Consider the following 22,772-nt stretch of genomic DNA (forward strand, 5'->3'; position numbering starts at 1 on the left):
CATAAGGCAGTGAATTTTCATAGTAGTTAGTTTTAAGTCCCACTATCATTAGTGGGACTTTCTTTATTTAGTACTTTATTTAAACTATATTATTTCAATTACAAATTTATTATCAATAAATTATTACAATTAAATAAACAAAACACATATATTATGGCATGAAATTTGTCTTAATATAAATGTTCATAAGGCAGTGAATTTTCATAGTAGTTAGTTTTAAGCCCCGTATTACGGGGCTTTTTTATTACCAGAAAAATTATTTTTAACTAAATTCATTATCAAATTAATCAGCTAAAAAAATACATTTGAATAATAAGTTTGATTTAAGATAAGTTTTTTTAAATCCCGTTCTTTTTAATTTGAGAACAACTTTATTAATAAATTAAATACAGAATATTACTATTTTTCCAATATATGCTTCATATTATTCTTTTAAATAAATATTTGTTGAAATAATTTAAAATGGAAAATTTTATAACATATTAGATCAAAAAACGTTAATTCATATTTATTTTTAAAAAGAAAAATAATGTATTCACTAAAAATTATCTTAAAAGTCATATAAAAACATATAATTTATAATAATTTAACTAGTTGAAATTTTATGGCATGGAATTTGTCTTACTATAAATGTTCATAAGGCAGTGAATTTTCATAGTAGTTAGTTTTAACCCCGTTCTATAACGGGGTTTTTTATTATGATTAAATAAAACAATAAAATCAATAGTATATATACTTATACTAGTATTTAATTTAAAAATAACTCTAAAAATATTATTGTTATATTTTTTCTATAATATTACCTCCACTTTGTATAAAATTTCTTTTAATATTTTCAAAATTTGATACATCAATAGCTTTTGTAGCATTTTCAATAATAGTGGATGTAAATCCTAATTCCAGAGCATCTTTGGCTGTAAAGTATACACAATAATCAGCCGCTAATCCACAGACAAAAATTTCTTTCACCCCTCTCCCCTTTAAAAAATCTCCTAAACCTGTACATTTTAATTTTCCATTATCATAAAAACCACTATAACTGTCAATAGTAGTATTCATTCCTTTTCTAAAGATCGCTTCTATTTTATTTTGATTCAGTTCCGAAGATATTTCGGCTCCAAAAGTGCCTTGAACGCAATGATCCGGCCATAGAACCTGCTCTATACCATTTAAATCAATTTTGTCATACACGCTTTTATTACTATGTTGCGAAGCAAAACTTTTATGTCCTTTGGGATGCCAATCTTGAGTAGCAACGACCAAATCAAATTTTTCCTGAATGAAATTAATAATGGGAATTATTTCATTACCCCCTTGTACGGCTAAGCTTCCTCCTTGAAGAAAATCGTTTTGAATATCAACTACTATTAATGCTTTCATTTTAACCCTATATTGTTTTTGATCCGATAAATATAATCTTTTTATTTTTATCTTATATTCGATAAAAACAAAAGGTTTTATTAATTAAATGGCTTATTAATAATAGTTTTAATCATAAAAATTGTAACTTTGACAAATACCTTTTTAGAAAACATATTTTAATTATGATAATTAAGCATTTTACAGACAACGATTTATATAAATTTTCAGTAATGCATGCCATTCAAAAATTATATCCTTGGGCATATGTTAGATATGACTTTATAAATCGAGGAAAAGATGATTTTCCAAAAGGTTTTGCAGAAAGACTGAAAGAAGAAATAAATAAAATGATTAGTTTGAAATTAACTAATGATGAAAAAAATTTTATTTTAAAAAGATGCTATTTTTTAGATCCGTTTTTTGTAGATTTTTTAGAAGGGTACAGATACAATCCTGATGAAGTTCATATTTCCCAAGAAGGCGGTAAATTAAACTTGTATGTTGAAGGATATTGGTATAGAACTGTCTTATGGGAAGTTCCGCTTATGGCTATGATATCGGAATTGTATTTTGAAATGATCGGCACAAAGCCAAAAGATATTGAAATTAAAGCTAAAGAAAAAGCGATTGGACTTAAAAATTTAAAAGCCGATTATTCTGAATTTGGTACTCGTAGAAGATATTCATTCGACGTTCAAGATAAAGTTGTAGGAGTATTAAAGGAAAATTCCGATAAATATTTTAAAGGGACCAGCAATGTATATCTTGCCATGAAATATAATACAACTCCAATAGGCACTATGCCTCATGAATGGTTTATGTACCATGGAGCTTTATTCGGTTATCGCTCAGCTAACATTAAAGCTCTAGAAGCTTGGGTGGATGTTTTCCAGGGAAGTCTGGGTATTACCTTAACAGATACGTATACATCACAATCATTTTTTAAATCTTTTAATTTAAAACTGGCAAAATTATTTGACGGAGTGCGTTGTGACAGTGGAGATCCATTAGAGTTTACAGAAAAAACTATCGATTTTTATAAGAAAAATAGAATCGATCCTTCTTCAAAAACTATAGTATTTAGTGATTCATTAAATTTAAATGAGGTTAAAAAAATAAAAGAACATGTCAAAGACAGAATCCATGACACTTATGGCATCGGAACATACTTATCTAATGACGTGGGTGTTAAGCCTCTTAATATGGTAATTAAATTAACTCATGTAAAAGAAAAACCTTCTGATGATTATTTAAATGCTGTAAAGCTATCTGATGTTTTAGGTAAAAATACAGGAGATGAGAATGAAATCAATTTCAGCAAATTATCCTTAGGTTTAAATGAAAATATATGATTGTAATTTCTATCTAATTAAAACTTATATATTATTAAATTATATTTTATATAGGGTATAAATATAATTACCATTGGTTTATATTTGAGAAATTAATACATTTAAAATTCAATTACAATAATAGAGAATTGAGTAATTGATTCTTAAAAGCCTCAAAAAAGATTAATATATCAATTCCTAACTTAGGATTTATCGAATACGCCGGACAAATAAATAAAAAATAATCCTACCACGATCACAGTCATACCAATTATAGATGATATCCACTCTTTTTTGGTTTTTCTTTCTTCATTAAAATAAACTCCTGCAATTACTGAGACAATAATGGATGCTTGACCAACCGGATAGGCTACTGATAATCCTAATTTCATTTGAGAAATCAATATAGCTAAATTACCTATAGCCCACACCACCCCTACAACACTATTTTTCAAAGAATTAAGATTATAGGGATTTACTTTGAAATATAAAAATGCTATAATATTAATACCAAGTAGTTGGCCTATAGATTGAGGTAAAAGACTCGACCAACTATCAATATTATAGTATTTTAAAATACCAACATACAATGTAAAACCTAAGGAAGATAATAAATTAACTGAAATTCCTTTACTCCAATTTATTTTTTTAGCATCATCATTTTCGATTACTTCCTTATATGAAGTAAAAATAATTCCTAAAATAATTAACGCTAAAGCACTAAAACCAAATATTTTTGAATTAAGAGTAGACCAATCTCCTAAAAATACGCCTAAAATAGAAGTACCAATGATCTGAGTTCCATTGGATATGGGCATTGACTTTGAAACTCCCAAATATTTCAATCCCATAAATTGACCTACCGATCCGATTGTCCAAAATAATCCGGATACGATTCCAATTCCTATAATATGAAGATTTAAAGCAGGATGTTTAATGGCATATATAATGCAAGCAAATATAAAACTCCCTATTGCAATACCAAATGATTGTTCTATAACCTTTCCACCTATAAGGGTAGCTATAACGGGAACAAAACCCCAAGATAAAATAGGAATACAGGCTATTAAAAAGTCTGTAATATTCATATTTTAAAGATATATTGTAAAATCACTTAGGCATTTTGCCCTAAAATTGACAATGCTCCATCTACTGTATAAGTTGAACCCGTAACGTAAGAACTTGCATCGGAAGCTAAAAATAAGGCTACATTAGCAACTTCTTCCGGTGTACCGCCTCTTTTCATAGGAATAATATCTTCTTTTTCTTTTAATAACTTCGCTTCATCCGTAAATTGTTTGTTGATAGGAGTAAGTATCATTCCCGGAGCAATATTATTAACCGTTAATTCTCTTGATGCCAATTCAATAGCCAAAGTTCTGGCCAAATTCCTCATTCCGGCTTTAGCTGTATTATAATCAGCATCTCCCGGTCTGCAAATATATTCATGTATAGAAGTCACATTAATAATTCTTGATCCTTTATATGAATTGTTTTTTTTCTTAAGTTTTAAAAATTCTTTAATACAATAGAACGGTCCATATAAATTGGTTTTTATAGTTCTATCCCAATCTTCCAAGTTCATATCCTCCACATATGTATTTTTACCATTTATTCCCGCATTGTTAACTAAAATGTCTATATCGGTAAAATCTTGATTAACCAAATTAAAAAAACTTTGAGTTTCATTATAGTCTGAAACATTCACCTGATATGCTTTAACTTTTACGTTCAATCCTGATAATTCTTGCACCAAATTTTCTGCTCTTTCCTTTCCCGAATGGTAAGTTATAATAACATTAGCGCCTTCATGCGCAAATTTTTCCGCAATCGACTTTCCAATACCTGAACTTGAACCTGTAACTAATGCTGTTTTATTTTGTAAAATTCCCATGTCTTATTGTTTAAATTATTTTATTTATAAATTGATAACTTTATTTATTATTTTATTATATGATTCATTTATCACATTACTATTTTATATTATTAACTAAGTAAAGTAATAAATGAAATTTTTAAATTCTTTGTTTTCCCTTTTTGTTCATTAAATAAATTCTATTTATTTATAGTTTAATTATTTATAGTTTAAATAGCACTTATTTAGATTTCTTTGCCAAAAATTATATAGTAGTAAGTAATTGTTGTAGAGTAGTTAAGTTATAATATATAAAAACAAAATTTTTATGTCTTAATTTCGAAAAAACCCAAAAAAAAGAAGCTATAAAATATATGTTTTTTAATGGTATATCAAATATTGTACTTAACTAAAAAAAACAGAAATAAATATTCATTATATGAAACAGGATATTATATATATTATAAAGCATTTATACTTTATTTATATTTCAAAATTTTAAAAATAAAAATAATTTTATATAAATATTTTTTAATAATTTTAAATAATTATTTTAATACTAAAAAACAAAATGAAATTTTATTTAGTTATAGGTACTTATACTGATGGAGAAAGCAACGGTATCTATATATATGATTTTGATTCAGAAACCGGAAGTACTACATTTATTGATAATGTTTCAGTTAATAATCCATCCTATTTGGTTATAAACCATAAAAAAAATCATATATATTCAGTTAGTGAAAATGATGATAAAGAAAGTTCCATAGTAAATTCCTTTTTATTTGATAAAGCTTCCGGAAAAATTTCCTTTCAAAACTCACAGGCAGCCTATGGCGCTGCACCTTGTTATATTACTATTGAATATCAAGATAAATACATAGTTACGGCTAATTATATAGGAGGAAGTATTTCTGTTTTTAAAACTGAACCTGACGGAAGTTTAAGTCCCATGATTCAACAGGTTAATTTTTCGGGGAGCAGCGTACACGATGTGCGGCAAAATCAATCGCATCTTCATTGCGTGGTGTTCTCTCCCGATTATAAATATCTTTTTGCTACGGATTTAGGAAGTGATAGAATTTATAAGTTCAATGTAAATTATTCTACTGAAAAGAATTTTCTTACGTTTTTTGATCCGGCTTATATAAATGTTGCACCCGGTTCAGGTCCTCGACACCTCGTATTTCATCAAAATAAAAAATTTGCTTATCTAATTAATGAATTGGGTGGAACTGTAGTTGTTTTTAAATATGAGGATGGAAATTTAGAAGAAATTCAGACGACTGTTTCCGATGAATACAAGGCCGAAGGAAGTGCAGATATTCATATACATCCTAATGGCAAGTTTTTATATTCTTCCAACAGATTAAAAAAGGATGGAATATCAATTTTCAGTATCGATCAGAATACAGGTAAATTAACTCCCATTGATTATGAAAGAACTAATATCAATCCCAGAAATTTCGTTATATCTCCTAATGGTAAATTTTTGATAGTAGCTAATCAAGATAGTGATACCATTCAAATATTTTCCATTGATCAAATTACAGGATTTTTACAAGACACCAATCAAAATATAAAAATTGATATGCCGGTCTGTTTAAAATTTATTTCTCCATAAATAATTTTATATTTTATAGCATCAACAATACAATAAAAAATAAACTTTTCATATCCTCTATATATTAATAAATGAGTATTTTTGTATAAAATTTTAACAAACAAATTTTATAATATTATGAGTCTAATAGCACAAATTCATGCAAGACAAATCTTGGATTCCAGAGGAAATCCAACAGTTGAAGTTGATGTAATCACCGAATACGGTACTTTGGGTAGAGCAGCTGTTCCATCTGGAGCATCAACCGGTGAATATGAAGCTGTTGAATTAAGAGATGGAGGAAAAGAATATTTAGGTAAAGGAGTTTTAAAAGCTGTTGAAAATGTAAATGATGTTATTGCACCTGAATTAGTTGGAGTTGATGTCTTTGAACAAGCTTTAATAGATAAAACAATGATTGACCTGGATGGTACACCTAATAAAGGTAAATTAGGTGCTAATGCTATTTTAGGCGTATCTTTAGCTGTTGCTCAAGCTGCTGCTAAAGAATTAGGATTACCATTATATCGATACGTTGGAGGTGTAAACGGTAAAGTTCTACCTGTTCCAATGATGAATATTATCAACGCAGGTGCTCATTCCGATGCTCCTATTGCGTTTCAGGAATTTATGATTATGCCGGTTGCTGCAGATTGTTATTCTACTGCTATTCGTATGGGAACTGAAATTTTCCACTCTCTTAAAAAAGTTTTACATGACAGAGGTTTAAGTACTGCTGTAGGTGATGAAGGTGGTTTTGCTCCTAACTTTAAAAATATTGAAGATGCTTTAGATACCATTTTAGATGCTACCAAAAAAGCAGGATACACTCCGGGGCAAGATGTTATGCTAGCTCTAGATTGTGCTTCATCTGAATTCTTCAAAGACAATAAATATGATTATTCTATTTTTGAAGGTCAAGGAGGAAAAGTAAGAACCAGTGAAGAACAGGCTTCTTATTTAGCTGAATTAACTGAAAAATATCCAATTATTTCTATTGAAGACGGTATGGATCAAAACGATTGGGAAGGTTGGAAAATACTTACTGATAAAATCGGTAAAAGAGTTCAATTAGTAGGTGATGATTTATTTGTTACCAATGTTAAAAGACTGGAAGACGGTATTAAACAAGGAGTGGGTAACTCAATCTTAATTAAAGTTAATCAAATCGGAACTCTTACTGAAACTATTGATGCTGTACAAATGGCTCAAAATGCCGGATATACTGCAGTAATGTCTCACCGTTCCGGTGAAACAGAAGATAATACGATTGCAGATCTTGCCGTTGCATTGAACTGTGGTCAAATTAAAACAGGTTCTGCTTCTAGATCAGATCGTATGGCTAAATACAATCAATTATTAAGAATTGAAGAAAACTTAGGAGAAGTTGCTGTTTATCCTCAATTCAAAGCTTTTAAAGTTAAAAGATAATTTATTTTATAAATAAAGATAAACGGAAAGATTAGTTAACTCTTTCCGTTTTTTTATTGCATAAATTCTCGACTGCATTATATCCATTAAAAATTATTAACTTATATGGAAAGAATAAGAATTTTTTGTGATTTCCCCCCTATTTGATAAGTACACTTATCCATACATCCAAAAAATTATAAAAATACTCGATATTTATTTTAACTTTTTCTTCTAATTTACTGTTTTTGAATGTTTTTTTTCAATATTTCTTTTATAATTTTTTTTCTACTAATTTTAATTTCATATATTCAAAGCATAAAACAACTAATAAAATAAGAAAGAACATAATATGTCAGACACAGTAAAATTATCCTATGAAGGCAAAGAATATGAATATCCCATTGTTGAGAGTGTTATTGGCGACAGAGGCATAAATATATCCAAATTACGAGATGAAACCGGACTAATTACTTTAGATGTCGGCTTCAAGAATACAGGTTCTACAAAGAGTAAAATTACATATCTTGATGGAGATTTAGGTCAATTATATTATCGAGGATATCCCATTGAACAAATTGCTAAAAAATCAACCTTCACCGAGGTTATGTATTTATTGTTAGAAGGTGAACTACCTACTCTGGAACAATTAAACAGATTTGAGGCAGATATAAAAAAGAATAGTTTGGTAAGTGAAGAAATGAAACAAATTTTAAAAGCATTTCCTCGTTCTGCTCATCCAATGGGTGTTTTGTCTACCCTTACCAGTTCCTTAACTGCTTTCAATCCTCATGCTGTTAATGTTAAATCTGAAAGAGATCTATATAACGCATATACCTTATTATTGGGTAAATTTCCTGTATTATGCGCTTGGACATACCGATTAAAATTGGGTTTACCTTTGAATTATTCTAATAACAGGCTGGATTATCCTCACAACTTTTATCAAATGATGTTCAGAATGCCAACTGAGGATCTAGAAATTGATGAAGTAGTTGTTGATGCCATCAACAAATTGCTTATACTTCATGCTGATCATGAACAAAATTGTTCTGCGTCGACTGTCCGAATGGTAGGTTCAGCTCAGACCGGACTATTTGCTTCTATATCTGCAGGAGTTTCAGCCCTTTGGGGACCTTTACACGGAGGAGCTAATCAAGCAGTAATCGAAATGCTCGAAATGATTAAAAATGACGGAGGTGATCTTCAAAAATGGATTGATAAAGCAAAATCAAAAGATGATAGTTTTCGTCTTATGGGATTTGGACATCGGGTATATAGAAATTTTGACCCTAGAGCTAAGGTTATAAAAAAGGTGGCAGACGATGTATTCAATAGATTAGGTGTTGAAGATGAAACCCTTGAAATTGCTAAGAAATTAGAAGAGGTAGCTTTAAATGATCCTTATTTTATTGAGAAAAAGCTTTATCCTAATGTCGATTTTTATTCCGGAATTATCTACAGAGCTCTAGGCATTCCTACAGAAATGTTTACAATTATGTTTGCTTTAGGAAGATTGCCCGGGTGGATTGCTCAATGGAAAGAAATGAGAATGAATAATGAGCCTATTAACAGACCAAGACAAATATATATCGGTAGTCCTAAAAGAGATTATATCGATATAGATAAAAGATAAAAATATCAATTCATTGTAGAAAAAGTTTTAGTAATTAACTAAAACTTTTTTTATTTTTATTAAATTTATCTTATTAATTACCTGAATAAGACTAAATTATGAAAGAAAAGTTACTGCATTATATTTGGCAATTTAAAAAATTTAACACTTTAGATCTATATACTAATGATGGCAAAAAAGTTGAAATAATTCAAGCGGGAACTTATAATACGAATGAAGGCCCGGATTTTATTTTTGCTAAGCTAAAAATAGATGATATTGAATGGAACGGTAATGTTGAAATTCATGTAAAATCATCGGATTGGTTTAAGCATAAACATGATCTCAATAATTATTACAAAAATATAATTCTTCACGTTGTATACGAAATTGATGATAATAACGATAGAATCCGAAATTTATCTTTTCCTGTTCTTGAATTGAAATCCTATATTTCCAATGAGATTTATAATAATTATGAATTTTTGGATCATCAAACATTCAAATTTATCCCTTGCGAAAATTTAATTGACAACTCATTAATTTGTGATATTTTTTCTTTCTCAGAAAATTTATACTTGGACAAATTAAAAAATAAATGTGAACGTATCTATGAAATTTTGAAAAGAAAAAAGAATGATTGGGAAGCCACCCTAACTACTGTTTTAGGGTACACATTAGGTCTCAAAATAAATGCTTATGCATTTGAATATATATTTTTATATTTAGATTATGGGATTATTAGAAAAATTTCTAAAAATCTATTTCAAACCGAATCTTTATTATTTGGAACAACTCATAAACTGGAAAATAGCGTTGATAAGTATCCTCAAGATTTATATAAAGAATTTAAATTCTTGCAATCAAAATTTAACCTACCGGAAAAAATTACTGACGTAAAATATTTGAGATTAAGGCCTTCAAATTTTCCTACCATTAGATTATCCCAACTTGCAAACATTATCTCTACTTATCAAAATTTATTTTCTTATATCATAGGTATCAAATCTGTAAATCAGTATTATCGGCTATTAGATGATGTCAAAGCATCCGGCTATTGGAATGATCATTATGTTTTTGATAAAAAAACATCATCAACCTTTGAAAAAAAATTATCTAATTCACAAAAAGATTTGCTAATTCTAAATGCATTTCTTCCCATAAAATATGCTTATTCTTTAAGTATCGGAAAACCTATGGAAGAAGAAAATTTTGAAATACTTTCTGAAATTAAAGCTGAAAATAATGCGATTATAAAAAGTTATAATCAATTAGGTATTAAAATTAATTCTGCTTTAGACTCTCAAGCATTTCTATATTTATATAAAAATAAATGTTTAAAAAAACAATGTTTAAGCTGTAAAATAGGATATAAGATTTTAAAGTAAATAAGTAATTGTTTGTATGATCATTTTTAACCAATTAAGTTATATCTTAAATTTTAATTATAATACAATCACTATTACTTAAAATAAAAATCATTTATAAATTATAGTTGATTAAAAGTGCTTATTCTTTGCGTTTATTAACAATTAAGTAAATTAAATATGCGATAGGAATTAGCATTAATAATAAATAAATGGGTCTAAAATTAGTAAAAGGATAATAGGGATATTCACTAACAAATAAGAGTCCGCAAAGAATACCAAAAAGAGCTCCTCCTAAATGAGCATCATGTCCAATATTACCCAATTGAGTCTTCATCCCATATAAAGAATAGGTTAAATAAACAACACCAAAAATCCATCCCGGAATAGAAAATGGTAAAGGAAAAATTCCTATTGAAATTTCTGAATTTATAATAATTGTAGCAAATAAGATCCCGGATACACCGCCTGAAGCTCCTATTGCACTATATTGTGGATTATTTTTATGCATCCATAATGCCAATAAATTACCGCTAATAATGGATCCAAAGTATGTTATAAGAAAAAACAGATTTCCATAATTTAGTAAAAAGACTGAAAAAAAATAAAAGGTATACATATTGAAAAACAAATGAGCAATATCTCCGTGTAAAAATGCTGAAGTAATCATCCTTTCCCATTGTTTTCCTTTTAAAATAGCATCAATATTAAACTTATAACGGTTAAAAAAATTCTGATCTTTAAACCCTTTGAAACTAAGTACACTGGTAATTATAATAATACCTATTACAATAATATTTGAATTTTCCATTTTATAAACTAAATCTATTAATATTTACTTCTGACATTAATTCTTTTCCATTTTCCATATAATCAAATAACTCTTCTGCCATAATAGGGGCTAACATAACTCCCCTACTGCCCAAACCATTAAATATAAACATATTTTTATGTTCAGAATGCTCTCCTAACAAAGGTCGACGATCAACAACTGTAGGTCGTATTCCTGCAAATTTTTTAATAATTTTATAATCATTAGTTAAAAATTTATTCAAATTATTAATTAGTTCGCTCTGTCCTTCTTCAGATATTTCATCATTTACTTCACGATAATGATAAGTAGCTCCTATATAATAATAGTCTTTTTCCATAGGCATAATAAAAACCTTAGCTTTTACGATATCAGTAAGGCCTAATCCATTGGCATGAATTACCATGGTTTCCCCTTTAACACCTTCCATAGGAAGATAGCTAAAAAAAGGGTTATACTTTAAAGCATAACCATCACAAAATACGACTTTTTTAGCTTTGATTCCTTTATATTCATAATGATTTATCTCATTAGTTAATTGATTAAAATCAAATATATCGTCAATTATCCTATTTTCATTAAGTAAAAATTTTCTAAATTCCCTTAAAAGTTCTCTAACAAATATCTTCCCTGCCTTATAAACTCTTCCCATTCCAAATTTTGCTATAATATTTGGATTGATCGAATCATAAATTTCAGGATCTAAAAAAGGTTTTAAATTTTCATTCCTTACAGACTTTTTTTTCCAAGTTTTAACTTCGTCCTCATTTGCAAAAATTCTGTATAAATTTGAATTATAAACTAGTTTTACCTGTAATAAATCTTCAAATTCTGTAAATTCTTTACGTAATTTATCAATTTCAATTTCTGCGTTCCAAACAGGCGTAAATCGTTTTAATACCACGGGATTATACATTCCCGATGAAACAAATGAAGCCGAATTGGAAACTATATCTATTATTTTAAATGATTTGTTTTCTTTATATAATTTATGAGCCAAACAGGAACCAGCCAATCCTTGACCTATAATAAGATAATCTAGCATACTTTTTTATATTATCGGAAGTAGTCGTATTTTATTTGTAAAGTTAAAAAAAAAGTCCTGAATCAATTTGTGTGATTCAGGACTGTATTTTATTAAAATTCATTTAATTAATAATTCCACATATTGTTTTCTTTCTGTAGAATTTCATTTTTAATTCTATTACTTTCTTCAAGCTGAGATTTTGCATCTCCGGGTATATAATTTGATATCAACCCGTCACCATATTCAGATTGTGATTTATAAATAATGGAACTGAATCGTCTTGCGTTAAGTACATCATCATAGGTAATTGATGATGAACCGTTTTTAGGATTATACACTGTACAACTGGATAAAACCTCTCGGGCTCCAGGATAAAATATCCAAAATAAGTCGATCAACTCTTCATCTCCTTGATATCCAAGCATAGCAGCTTCTGAAAGCCCCATGACTTGAGGATCCGGTCCCATAGGTGCAATTCCCAACAAACGATATTTCATTTGACCTAATCGTTTATCTATATACCACATTCCTTTAATCTTAATTAATTTCACGCTACGTGTATCCGTTTTAAAATGATCTACTCCTTCAACCAAATCTTGAGCAGTAATTTCTTCCCCGGAAGCTCTTTTATCTTGAAGCCACTCGGATTCTCTTATTGCTTGGATTTTATTTTGAAGATTTTCGGGTGAAATTCTTGATGTAAAGTTATCATCATCATAAACTTCAGTTATATTTCCTGAATCAATACCCTTAAAAAGAGCATCGTATAGGGAGACATAAGTAGCTGAAACATCCTCATAAGAATAGTAATAAGGTTGATTTAATTTTTCATTTAAATCTATAATCTCCCATACTACTTTAGACCATAAAATATCTTTATCTTCAATATACCCATAGGGTAAGACAGTCGGAGCAGTAGAAATTGTATCTGTTCCATTTACAATATCATACCTCTCTTCTCTCATTTCTCTTAATTCAACAGGGGACTTTGCATTTAAGATATTTTGTGCAAATGCTCCTGAACTTATTAAGACTGTTAAGCTAAGTAATAAAGATTTCATGTTAAAAATAGTATTATTAATTTCTTTTTTATTGAACATTTATAAGAATAGGTGAAATACTTTGTTGAGATATTCCGGATGCTGTAGCAGAAATATCAAATATTAATACTTGATCACCTGATTTTAATCCTTTTAAATAATCTGCAGCCGGTCTTAGCGAATTTCCGGAATAAGGTCTTGCTGCAGCTCCCGGTCTCTTCAATTTAAATCCGGTAACATTAAAGGTAACAGGGAATTCAAAATCCGGTATAGCTGCTGATACTGTTTGATTAGATACGGAGCTAGGCGGCATACTTACTACATTCGCACCTCGTATGGTACCTTGTGCTTTTGGTACATTCTTAATTCTAAATGCAACAGTTGTAGAAACAGTTTTTCCAGAAGAAGTTTTTCCAGAAATTGTAAAGTTTGTAGTTGTTCCTGAACCTGCTTTATATATCCAACCTTTTCCTGATCTTGAAAGACTACCGTTTGAAGTAATCATACTGATAGTAGATGCATCAACTCCTGTAACCGATCCACTCATAGGGTTATCTACACCTCTATATACTACATTCATTTTATCTGCTACGACAGTTCCTCCGGTTGGTAAATCCTTAACAACATCTTGTACAACTTCGTATGTTTCGTCGAACGATTCTGTTTTAATACCATTTGCTGTTTGGTATGATATATTACCTGATAAACGTTGTTTTCCTACTCCGGAAGCAACCATATTAACTATAGCTTTTCCTTCAGATAAAGGAATATTTCTTCCGTTCAAAGTTATAGATCCTTTTAATGTGTTATCGTATGCACCGAAACCAATTGTAACATTAAATTTCTCTCCTGCTCTAACAAATTTTGGTGCAGAAACAATTGGAACAAAGGCTTTCAATTCGATTTCATCTTGCAGTTTGTTAGCTAATAAATCTCTAACTCTGTTCCCTTCTTCAGTTCTAATATTTGATTGTAATCTTGTTAAGTTAGTTAGAGCTGAAATCATAGGTTGATCATAAAATTGATTAACAATCCACGGTTTATTTTGTTTATCTGTAAAATCAAATAATTGATCAATTCTTTTCTTTGCATTCTCATTCGCTCCTTGCAAAATAAATTGGGTAAATGTTTTAACCTTTGCAATCATATCTTGCACATCTTTTGTAGCTGTGTTATCATTTGCAAAGAACACTTTATTAACTACATCTGTATTTTGAAGCGAGTTGTAATTAGTTTCTTCACCTGCTGAAGGAGGAGTATATTCTGCAGCTGTCGCTAAACGATTTTTTACTTCTTCAATCGCATCTACAGCTGTCTGCGCTTGTCTTTTAACTTCATCTGATTTTTTTGCTATCTCTACATACCCTTCATTTCCATCGGCTTTTTTAGCATCGATTTGTTCATAAAAGGTCTTATTGTTTTCATCCGTCAATTGTGTGGATAATTGTAAAGATTCATTTATACCTTCGAAAGAACGTAAAACCTCTCTGTCTACATTCATTGCCAACATAGCAATAAACACTAAATACATTAGGTTTATCATCTTCTGGCGTGGTGTCTGTTTTCCTGCTGCCATTTTTACTTATTTAATTTTTAAATTTAAAATTATTAAGCTTTCATGGCATTAAGCATACCACCATATACCTTATTTAAGTTGTTTAGATTTGCTGTTAATTCAGCCAATTGTTTTTGGAATGTATGAGAATACTCTCCTGCTTTGGATAAATCATCCACAAATTTTTGATTTGCTTCTGAATATTTTTTACCATTGTCTAATTGCAATTGGTATAAAGCATTTAAATTTTCTAAATGAGAGGAAGCTATACTTAATTGGTTTTTATATTTTTCTGTTACAGAACTAGCTTCTACGGTTTTGTTAATTCCTTCAACTGCTTGTCCAAAGTTTTCTATACCACCTCGTAATCTTTCCAACAATCCTGCATCTAATTTAGCTTGAGAAAGCATTTGGTCTAATTTAGTTGACAAAGATATTTCAGCTTCTTGTATGGATGAGTCCTGTATTTGAGATTTTGATTTTCTCTGTGCTGATGAACCGTCTAATAATTCCGGATATGCTTTTTCCCATTCATATTCAGCAGGAGGTGGATCAAACGCAAATACCACAAATATAAAAGCTTCAACAATTAAACCTATTGCTAATATGGTACTACCGGTTATAGGACCTAATCCCCAGTGATTAATTTTAAATAAAGCACCAATGATAACTACTGCTGCACCTAAAGAGTACACCATATTTAACACTTTATCCTTTGATTTCGTTTGATTTGCCATTTTTCTAAATTTTCTAAATTATTATCTATGTATTATTTAATTATCAATACTAATTATCTTACCGGAGCATGTTTTTTAACAGCCGGATATTTACCCTTAGACCCTTCAGGTATGGTTTGAACACGTCTAAAACCGATAAAACTTCTTGCTGAATCTTTATGTTCCCAGTCTCTTTCACTCACCATAAGCATGTAACCTATGTCTTTCCATGATCCTCCTTTTATAACTTTTCGAGGGTCTTCAATTCTATTTCCTAAATAAGGATTTAAGGTGGATGATATTATATAAGAACTATTATTATATGCGGAAACAGTCCATTCAGAAACATTACCGGCCATATCATATAATCCAAACCCGTTTTTACGGAAAGATTTAACTGGGGCTGTGTATAAATAACCATTTTCATTTTCCATGTAATCCCCTCTTTTAGGTTTAAAATTGGCTAAATAACAACCTCTATCATCTATTAGATAAGGTCCTCCCCATGGATAAGGAGCATTTTCTAAACCTCCTCGTGCAGCATATTCCCATTCAACTTCTGAAGGTAATCTATACGGAAATACTTTATCTATTTTTCTTTTTCGGCTTTGGTTATAATCGTTTTTGGATTTTGTACTATAAGCACAAAAAGCTCTTGCTTGATCCCAGGTTACCCCTACTACAGGATATTTAGAATAAGCTTTATGCCAAAAATACTGTTCAAATAAAGGCTCATTAAAAGAATAATTAAAATCTCTCAGCCATACAGTCGTATCCGGATAAATAGCTATTTCTTCTCTTCTAAGAAAATCTTTACCTCTACCTTTATTTTTAACTGCCTCCAGTTGATCAATCCATGTGAATTGGTAAATTAATTTTCTAGCATCTATAACTCTTTCATTGTTGAATCTTTCTTCCGGCGGGTAATATAATGATTCTAATACTTCTGCATAAGCAACATCAGGGTATCTGGAAGTATTCCATTCTAAAGGCACCGACCAATCTAACTTTTTAGATTCGTCATATCCTTCTCTCCCCCCCTGTTCTTCCAACATTTGCTGATATGCAGTCTGTTCTTTTTCTGATTTTTTGTTTAAATAAGAATATCTTCCTATTCCTTCACCTCCTTCTTCTCCTCCTCTTTCTGCTAATAGGGAACGAACAATTGAATCTTTAACATAGTTTACAAATACTCTATATTCAGCATTGGTTACTTCAGTATCATCCATATAAAATGCTGATACGGTAACAGTAGTTAAAGGGGCTTTTGTGTTTGTGCCGGTGAAATCCATGTCAGATTGCCCTAAAACAAAAGCTCCACCTGGAATAGGAACCATACCATACGGTTTTTTGTTATTCCATTGCTGACTCTTTTGCGTAACTACAATCTCTCCTTGTGATCCCGGTTTTCCTGCTCTTCCTTTTTTGGATGAATTACAAGAAATTATTGTTGACGTTGCCAATAAGAGTAATAATACTTTTCTCATTATAACCAAAGTTTCTTTTAAAAATTGTAAAACTACTATTTTTTTATTTTATTTAAAAATTTTTTTATTCTTCTATTAAAATCAGCGTTAATTTTATCTGTGGCCGTTTATAAAAACTTTTTGAAAGTTTTCCAATATCGCTCGGGAACATTTCCTTCTAAAGCATCTTTGTAATCATTTAATGAGCAAGGAACTAAGAAAGGAAGATTTTCATTGTCCTCAAAATCGATAGCCAACCACCACCTATCGACATATTTATCTTTTAAAAAGACCAACTCTTTATCTTCATGTAAGACAGTATATTTTATGTATTCATCATTTTCATAATATTCTTGCTGATTTTTACCTTCTATCAGATACCACAAAATTTGAGAAACTAATTTTTCATTCATTTTATTGTATGAATATCCTAAAAAATTATAGATCCCTATTATTTTTACCTGTTTAGACAAACCTATATACCTTGATAAACCACAAATTTCACGATTGGTGAATCCGTTTACCGTACTTCCGGTTGAGAGAGTCCCGTCATAAGACTCTACAGAGTCTAAATTGATCCCTACAAAATCAGAGCTTCTGAATATAGGCTCTGAATCTTTTATATTTGTTGTTATATTCCCTAAACGTATGCCTTCAAAATCTAAGGTGTTAAATTTTTTTAATGTTGATTGAGGTACGTAGTAACTTTGATATCCTATATTGGTAAAATTGAAAAGCAAATTAAAATCTTCAACTATCATCTTGGAAAGATAATTTTTATCCGTTAGCTTTCCTTCTGTATTTCCAATTTCAATTTTCGTATCAACTGCGGTATAATTTAAAGGCTTTTTTAGTATAGAAAGTGCTTTATAGGCAGTATAATTCAATCCCATATTTCCACCTAAGATAATGGGTTGTACCTTCATTTCCAATAATTCTTCCAATACTTTTTTGAGAGCAAAATCTGTATCCTCCCATTCATTTCCAGGAATTATATCTCCCAAATCATACAACTTTAAATTCCAATCATTCCATACTAATTGATAGAATTCTTCACGGATCAACCTTAAATTGGAAAACTCTTTTTTATGGCCGGTACCTCTTAAATCGGGACAACCAATAATTACAACACTATTCTCTTTAAGTTTTTTATCCCAGTAAAATTGTATCTTGCTTCCTACTGAATCCGGTTGTGCATATATCAAAGATTCATCTACCGGATGCAAAAAATCTCGCAATGCTTCCACTTATTTCTTTTTTGATTTGGTTTTGGATTTAGGCTTGGTTTTACTACCTGATTCCGAGATTAATTTTTTGACATCTTCGAGAGTTAATTTATCGGCTTCCGTGTCTTTAGGGATTTTATAATTTTCTTTTCCTTGTTTAATATAAGGCCCCCATCTTCCATTTAAAATTTCAATAATTGGATCTTCTGATTCAAATGCTTTAATAAATTTATTTCTGTCTGCTTCCCTTTTCGCTTCTATTAATTCGATAGCTCTTTCTAAAGTAATAGTTGAAATTTCATCTCCTTCTTTAGGTTTCAAAGAAAAAAACTTGCTGTTATGTTTTACATAAGGACCAAATCTTCCTGTATTTACTTCAACTTTTTTATCTTCATAATCTCCTAAATACTTAGGCAATTCAAATAATTTAAGCGCTTCTTCTAAAGTTATTGAATTTATGTGTTGCCCTTTCATTAAACCGGCGAATTTTGGCTTTTCTTCATCTTCGGTTTCACCCATTTGAATCATTGGACCGAATCTGCCTATGCGAGCATAAATATTTTTACCGCTTATAGGATCTTGACCTAATAATCTTTCTCCTGTAGCTCTTTCTGCCGTTTCTTTTACTTCTTCTACATGGGGGTGAAAATCATCATAAAAACCGGTCAACATTTCTTTCCAGTTTTCATTTCCTCCGGCTATATTGTCAAAGTCTTCTTCAACCTTTGCTGTGAAGCCATAATCTAATATGGTTGGAAAATGTTCCGTTAAAAATTCATTTACAACTAATCCTATATCTGTCGGCATTAATTTTCTTCGATCCGCTCCATAATTTTCAATTTCAACACCTTCTTTTATAGTATCATCTTTTAAAAGAATTTTCTTAACCTCCCTTTGTTTGGGATCTAAATCTCTGATTTCCACATATTGTCTTTTTTGAATTGTAGAAATAGTAGGAGCATATGTGGAAGGACGCCCGATTCCTAATTCTTCTAATTTCCTTACTAAAGAGGCTTCATTATATCTAGCTGCCGGCCTACTGAATTTTTCTTCGCCAATAATTTGAGATAGTTGTACTTCTTCTCCTTTTTCTACGACAGGTAAGAGTCCTTCATTATTGTCTTCATCGGCTGAATCTTCTTCTTTTTGAATTTGGTATACTTTTAAAAATCCATCAAAGACAATAACTTCTCCTTTTGTTACGAACTTCTCTTTTAATTCCGGATTTGATATATCGACAATTGTTCTTTCTAATTTAGCATCGGCCATTTGTGAGGCCAAAGTTCTTCTCCAAATTAAATGATATAGTTTCTTTTGTGAATCATCTGCCCCTGCTTCTTGTACGGATAAATTGGTTGGACGAATTGCTTCGTGAGCTTCTTGAGCAGACTTATTTTTTGTGGTATATTGTCGTGTGTTTAAATATTCTTTTCCATATTGTCCAATAATTACATCTTTTGCAGAATTCAACGCTTCTTCTGATAAATTGACGCTATCGGTTCTCATGTAGGTAATGTACCCCGATTCGTAGAGTTGTTGAGCTAACATCATTGTTCTACTAACTGAAAATCCTAATTTGGCAGCTTCTTGTTGTAAAGTAGATGTAGTGAAAGGGGCTGATGGACTTCTTTTACTAGGACGAGTCTCAACATTGGATATTGTGAATCTTTTCCCTTGGGCTCTTTGTATAAAATCTAATGCCTTAGAATAGTCTTGAAAATCAGTATTTAATTTACTTTTTAATAAATTATGAGATTTATTGTAAAAATCTGCTTCAACTTTATACGTAGGAACCGGAATAAATTTTTCAATTTCCTTTTCTCTTTCACAGATCAAACGTACAGCCACAGATTGTACTCTTCCTGCAGATAATCCGGCTTTTATTTTAGACCAAAGAATAGGTGACATTTCAAATCCTACCAATCGGTCCAACACTCTTCGGGCCTGTTGTGCATTAACCAGATTAATATCTATATTTCTGGGGTTTTGAATGGCTTTTTGTATGGCATTTTTGGTTATTTCATGAAAAACAATTCTTTTAGTATTTTCTGATTTAAGTTGTAATTCATTAAATAAATGCCAAGCAATAGCTTCCCCTTCACGATCTTCATCGGAAGCCAACCATACAGTATCTGCTTTTTTTGCTAATGATTTTAGTTTTTTAACGACTTCTTTTTTATCTGAGGAGACTTGATATATGGGCTCTAGAGTTTTCATATCTATACCCATGTCTTTTTTTGCCAAATCAGTTATATGACCATAACTAGATTCAACTTCAAAGTCATTTCCTAAAAATTTTTTTATTGTTTTGGCCTTTGCGGGCGATTCAACAATTACCAAATTCATGCTAAGATTTTTTTGCGAAATTAGAAATTTTTTATCAATATTATAGTTCAACTTTGATTTTTTATTTTCTAATAAACAAATTTATCCAGATATAAATAATTAATACTCATAGCATTGTATTTTTCTTACAGTACCGTAACCGTAAAATTCATTTCCTTTATTTTATTTCATCTGTTCAAGTTTATTTAATGTTTTTTTAGGGTAAATTTTATATTACTTGCACTTATTTTTAGTAGGTATTTTAAAGTAAAAATTAGTAGTTATAGATTCTAATATTGAAAAAATATAATTATCTTACATGTTATCTATTTTCAAAAATCAATTAGAATCATTACATCGATAAAATTGCATTTACAATTTAGATTTACAGCATAATTACGATATAAAAAATACCTTTAAGTAATTAACTTAAAGGTAATTTGAGTAATGATATATTTATTATTTAAATTTAACTAAATTATCTTATATTTTTAATATCCAAAAAGAGTTGTATTCAAAGCTTGTAATGCTTCTTTTTTACTTTTGCTGTCAATTACTACAGATATATTATGCTCACTTCCTCCATAAGATATCATATGCAGAGGAATATTTTTAAGAGCTTCCAAAATTTTAACAGCATAACCTGATTCATTTTTTGCAATATTTCCTACGATGGCAATAATGGTTTGATCTTTTTCATATTCTACATTGGCTATTTCTCTTAATTCCTTTAATATATATTCTAAATTAGAAGGATTGTCAATGGTTAATGATACAGCAACCTCTGAAGTGGTAATCATATCTATAGAGGTTTTATATTTATCGAAAATTTCAAAAATTGTCTTTAGAAATCCATACGCCAATAGCATTCTACCACTTTTTATGGTTATGGCGTAAATACCGTCCTTTGCTGCTACGGCACGAATTCCTTCCGGAGTATTAATATTTCCTATTAAAGTACCTTTAGCTTCAGGTTGCATTGTATTTTTCAAAGCTACGGGTATTCCTCTTTTCTGTGCAGGTAGAATACAGGTTGGATGTAAAATCTTTGCTCCGAAATAGGCTAATTCTGCAGCTTCATCAAAACTTAATTCATTTATGGGATGAGTTTTGTTAACAAATCTAGGATCGTTATTATGCATCCCGTCGATATCGGTCCATATTTGTATTTCTTCAGCATCAATTACGGCACCAATTATACAAGCTGTATAATCACTTCCCCCTCTTTGCAAATTGTCTATGTCTCCTTGAGCATTTTTACAAATATATCCTTGAGTAATAAAAAAATCTATATCAGGATACTTTTTAATTTCTTCTTTAATACGTTCTTCTATATAAGGAAAATCCGGTTCACCGTCTTTGTTTATTCTCATAAACTTCAATGCCGGAAGTAATATCGTTTTTTCTCCGATTTCACTCATGTAAAAATGGAACATATGAGTACTCAAAAGTTCACCTTGAGCCAAAATTATTTTTTCTTCTTTGGAAGTAAATATAGGTAAATCCAAGAATGATGCTATATAATTGAAATAATCATCCAAAAGTTCGTTCCCTTTCTTGGCAATGGTTTCATTCTTGTACAGATCTTTTATTTCCTTTCTGTATTTATCTTCTAGAGATTGTATTAATTCTTTTGCCTTAGATGTATTTTTTTCATAAAGAGCTTGGGATATTTCTACTAAGGCATTAGTTGTTCCACTCATGGCAGACAAAACAACAATCTTCGGTTTTTGACCTTTAGTTAATTCAGCTAAATTTTTTATACGTTCTGCACTTCCTACGCTGGTGCCTCCAAATTTTAATACTAACATTTTTATCCTATTATAGAAGAGATACAAAAATACATATTTTATGGTTTATCAACTATTTTTATATTAAAAACATTAGTAATTTTTTATCATGAATTTAAAACAAATAATAGGTTTTTAAACTAGATTTCAATTTCAGTCCTAATTAAATTAATTCATTAAAAATCTTTCTTATTTTTATAGCCGAAATACTAATTTCTAAATCAAAAAATGATTTTTTTAAATAAAAAAAGAAGCTTAATTGATAAGCTTCTT

Annotated in this window: 17 protein-coding genes; 5 read left to right on the plus strand and 12 right to left on the minus strand. The window is 29.9% G+C overall.

Annotation, left to right across the window (positions count from 1 at the left end; translation table 11 throughout):
* Positions 1-780 precede the first annotated feature (780 nt).
* Complete coding sequence (gene pncA, locus G8C43_RS03800) at positions 781-1,380, minus strand: bifunctional nicotinamidase/pyrazinamidase (protein WP_166004294.1); 600 nt, start codon at positions 1,378-1,380, stop codon at positions 781-783.
* 164 nt (positions 1,381-1,544) lie between these two features.
* Here pncA and pncB point away from each other — a divergent pair, with 164 nt between their 5' ends.
* Positions 1,545-2,714 carry a nicotinate phosphoribosyltransferase gene (gene pncB / locus G8C43_RS03805; protein ID WP_160564085.1) on the plus strand — a complete coding sequence of 390 codons (1,170 nt, stop codon included), beginning with the start codon at positions 1,545-1,547 and terminating at the stop codon, positions 2,712-2,714.
* A gap of 182 nt (positions 2,715-2,896) precedes the next feature.
* On the opposite strand, the gene G8C43_RS03810 is transcribed toward pncB, so the two are convergent.
* Both G8C43_RS03810 and G8C43_RS03815 read right to left on the minus strand, forming a co-directional pair.
* Positions 2,897-3,781: a GRP family sugar transporter gene (locus G8C43_RS03810; RefSeq protein ID WP_160564087.1), complete on the minus strand. Its 885-nt coding sequence runs from the start codon at positions 3,779-3,781 to the stop codon at positions 2,897-2,899.
* Positions 3,782-3,807: 26 nt separating this feature from the next.
* Positions 3,808-4,587, minus strand: coding sequence for an SDR family NAD(P)-dependent oxidoreductase (locus G8C43_RS03815; protein ID WP_160564089.1), 780 nt, complete (start codon positions 4,585-4,587; stop codon positions 3,808-3,810).
* A gap of 532 nt (positions 4,588-5,119) precedes the next feature.
* On the opposite strand from G8C43_RS03815, the gene G8C43_RS03820 reads away from it, so the two are divergent.
* The 4 genes from G8C43_RS03820 to G8C43_RS03835 all read left to right on the plus strand — a co-directional run bounded on the left by G8C43_RS03820 (position 5,120) and on the right by G8C43_RS03835 (position 10,564).
* On the plus strand, positions 5,120-6,172 hold the full coding sequence (locus tag G8C43_RS03820; RefSeq protein WP_166004296.1) for a lactonase family protein: 1,053 nt from the start codon (positions 5,120-5,122) through the stop codon (positions 6,170-6,172).
* A 117-nt stretch (positions 6,173-6,289) separates the two neighbouring features.
* Complete coding sequence (gene eno, locus G8C43_RS03825; protein WP_160564093.1) at positions 6,290-7,582, plus strand: phosphopyruvate hydratase; 1,293 nt, start codon at positions 6,290-6,292, stop codon at positions 7,580-7,582.
* 331 nt (positions 7,583-7,913) lie between these two features.
* Positions 7,914-9,197: a citrate synthase gene (locus G8C43_RS03830; RefSeq protein ID WP_105297990.1), complete on the plus strand. Its 1,284-nt coding sequence runs from the start codon at positions 7,914-7,916 to the stop codon at positions 9,195-9,197.
* 98 nt (positions 9,198-9,295) lie between these two features.
* On the plus strand, positions 9,296-10,564 hold the full coding sequence (locus G8C43_RS03835) for a DUF2851 family protein (RefSeq protein ID WP_166004298.1): 1,269 nt from the start codon (positions 9,296-9,298) through the stop codon (positions 10,562-10,564).
* Between the two features lie 121 nt (positions 10,565-10,685).
* On the opposite strand, the gene G8C43_RS03840 is transcribed toward G8C43_RS03835, so the two are convergent.
* From G8C43_RS03840 to G8C43_RS03880, 9 genes are all read right to left on the minus strand, one after another.
* On the minus strand, positions 10,686-11,354 hold the full coding sequence (locus G8C43_RS03840) for a rhomboid family intramembrane serine protease (protein ID WP_160541975.1): 669 nt from the start codon (positions 11,352-11,354) through the stop codon (positions 10,686-10,688).
* Position 11,355: 1 nt separating this feature from the next.
* Complete coding sequence (locus G8C43_RS03845; protein WP_166004299.1) at positions 11,356-12,399, minus strand: NAD(P)/FAD-dependent oxidoreductase; 1,044 nt, start codon at positions 12,397-12,399, stop codon at positions 11,356-11,358.
* A gap of 107 nt (positions 12,400-12,506) precedes the next feature.
* A complete protein-coding gene (gene gldN / locus G8C43_RS03850) occupies positions 12,507-13,442 on the minus strand; it encodes a gliding motility protein GldN (protein WP_160541973.1) in 936 nt (311 codons plus the stop codon).
* Positions 13,443-13,470: 28 nt separating this feature from the next.
* The gene (gldM, locus tag G8C43_RS03855) at positions 13,471-14,997 is read right to left on the minus strand and encodes a gliding motility protein GldM (RefSeq protein WP_166004302.1); all 1,527 of its coding nucleotides are present in this window, start codon (positions 14,995-14,997) and stop codon (positions 13,471-13,473) included.
* A gap of 32 nt (positions 14,998-15,029) precedes the next feature.
* Positions 15,030-15,713: a gliding motility protein GldL gene (gene gldL, locus G8C43_RS03860; protein WP_160541971.1), complete on the minus strand. Its 684-nt coding sequence runs from the start codon at positions 15,711-15,713 to the stop codon at positions 15,030-15,032.
* A gap of 53 nt (positions 15,714-15,766) precedes the next feature.
* Complete coding sequence (gldK, locus tag G8C43_RS03865; RefSeq protein WP_160541970.1) at positions 15,767-17,179, minus strand: gliding motility lipoprotein GldK; 1,413 nt, start codon at positions 17,177-17,179, stop codon at positions 15,767-15,769.
* 107 nt (positions 17,180-17,286) lie between these two features.
* Positions 17,287-18,405 (minus strand): hypothetical protein, encoded by a 1,119-nt coding sequence (locus G8C43_RS03870; RefSeq protein WP_166004304.1) that lies wholly within the window; start codon positions 18,403-18,405, stop codon positions 17,287-17,289.
* Positions 18,406-20,730, minus strand: a complete 2,325-nt coding sequence (topA, locus tag G8C43_RS03875) for a type I DNA topoisomerase (protein ID WP_166004306.1) — start codon at positions 20,728-20,730, stop codon at positions 18,406-18,408. It lies immediately after the preceding gene.
* A 470-nt stretch (positions 20,731-21,200) separates the two neighbouring features.
* Positions 21,201-22,520, minus strand: coding sequence for an aspartate kinase (locus G8C43_RS03880; protein ID WP_166004308.1), 1,320 nt, complete (start codon positions 22,518-22,520; stop codon positions 21,201-21,203).
* Positions 22,521-22,772: the final 252 nt, after the last annotated feature.

The sequence above is a fragment of the Apibacter sp. B2966 genome (assembly GCF_011082485.1).
Lineage (GTDB): Bacteria > Bacteroidota > Bacteroidia > Flavobacteriales > Weeksellaceae > Apibacter.

Excerpts from the sequence above, each read along its gene's own strand:
- pncB (WP_160564085.1), top strand. The coding sequence starts at position 1,545 with ATGATAATTAAGCATTTTACAGACAACGATTTATATAAATTTTCAGTA.
- topA (WP_166004306.1), bottom strand. The coding sequence starts at position 20,730 with ATGAATTTGGTAATTGTTGAATCGCCCGCAAAGGCCAAAACAATAAAA.
- G8C43_RS03815 (WP_160564089.1), bottom strand. The coding sequence starts at position 4,587 with ATGGGAATTTTACAAAATAAAACAGCATTAGTTACAGGTTCAAGTTCA.
- G8C43_RS03820 (WP_166004296.1), top strand. The coding sequence starts at position 5,120 with ATGAAATTTTATTTAGTTATAGGTACTTATACTGATGGAGAAAGCAAC.
- gldM (WP_166004302.1), bottom strand. The coding sequence starts at position 14,997 with ATGGCAGCAGGAAAACAGACACCACGCCAGAAGATGATAAACCTAATG.
- gldK (WP_160541970.1), bottom strand. The coding sequence starts at position 17,179 with ATGAGAAAAGTATTATTACTCTTATTGGCAACGTCAACAATAATTTCT.
- G8C43_RS03835 (WP_166004298.1), top strand. The coding sequence starts at position 9,296 with ATGAAAGAAAAGTTACTGCATTATATTTGGCAATTTAAAAAATTTAAC.
- gldN (WP_160541973.1), bottom strand. The coding sequence starts at position 13,442 with ATGAAATCTTTATTACTTAGCTTAACAGTCTTAATAAGTTCAGGAGCA.
- gldL (WP_160541971.1), bottom strand. The coding sequence starts at position 15,713 with ATGGCAAATCAAACGAAATCAAAGGATAAAGTGTTAAATATGGTGTAC.
- G8C43_RS03845 (WP_166004299.1), bottom strand. The coding sequence starts at position 12,399 with ATGCTAGATTATCTTATTATAGGTCAAGGATTGGCTGGTTCCTGTTTG.
- G8C43_RS03840 (WP_160541975.1), bottom strand. The coding sequence starts at position 11,354 with ATGGAAAATTCAAATATTATTGTAATAGGTATTATTATAATTACCAGT.
- G8C43_RS03830 (WP_105297990.1), top strand. The coding sequence starts at position 7,914 with ATGTCAGACACAGTAAAATTATCCTATGAAGGCAAAGAATATGAATAT.
- G8C43_RS03810 (WP_160564087.1), bottom strand. The coding sequence starts at position 3,781 with ATGAATATTACAGACTTTTTAATAGCCTGTATTCCTATTTTATCTTGG.
- pncA (WP_166004294.1), bottom strand. The coding sequence starts at position 1,380 with ATGAAAGCATTAATAGTAGTTGATATTCAAAACGATTTTCTTCAAGGA.
- G8C43_RS03880 (WP_166004308.1), bottom strand. The coding sequence starts at position 22,520 with ATGTTAGTATTAAAATTTGGAGGCACCAGCGTAGGAAGTGCAGAACGT.
- eno (WP_160564093.1), top strand. The coding sequence starts at position 6,290 with ATGAGTCTAATAGCACAAATTCATGCAAGACAAATCTTGGATTCCAGA.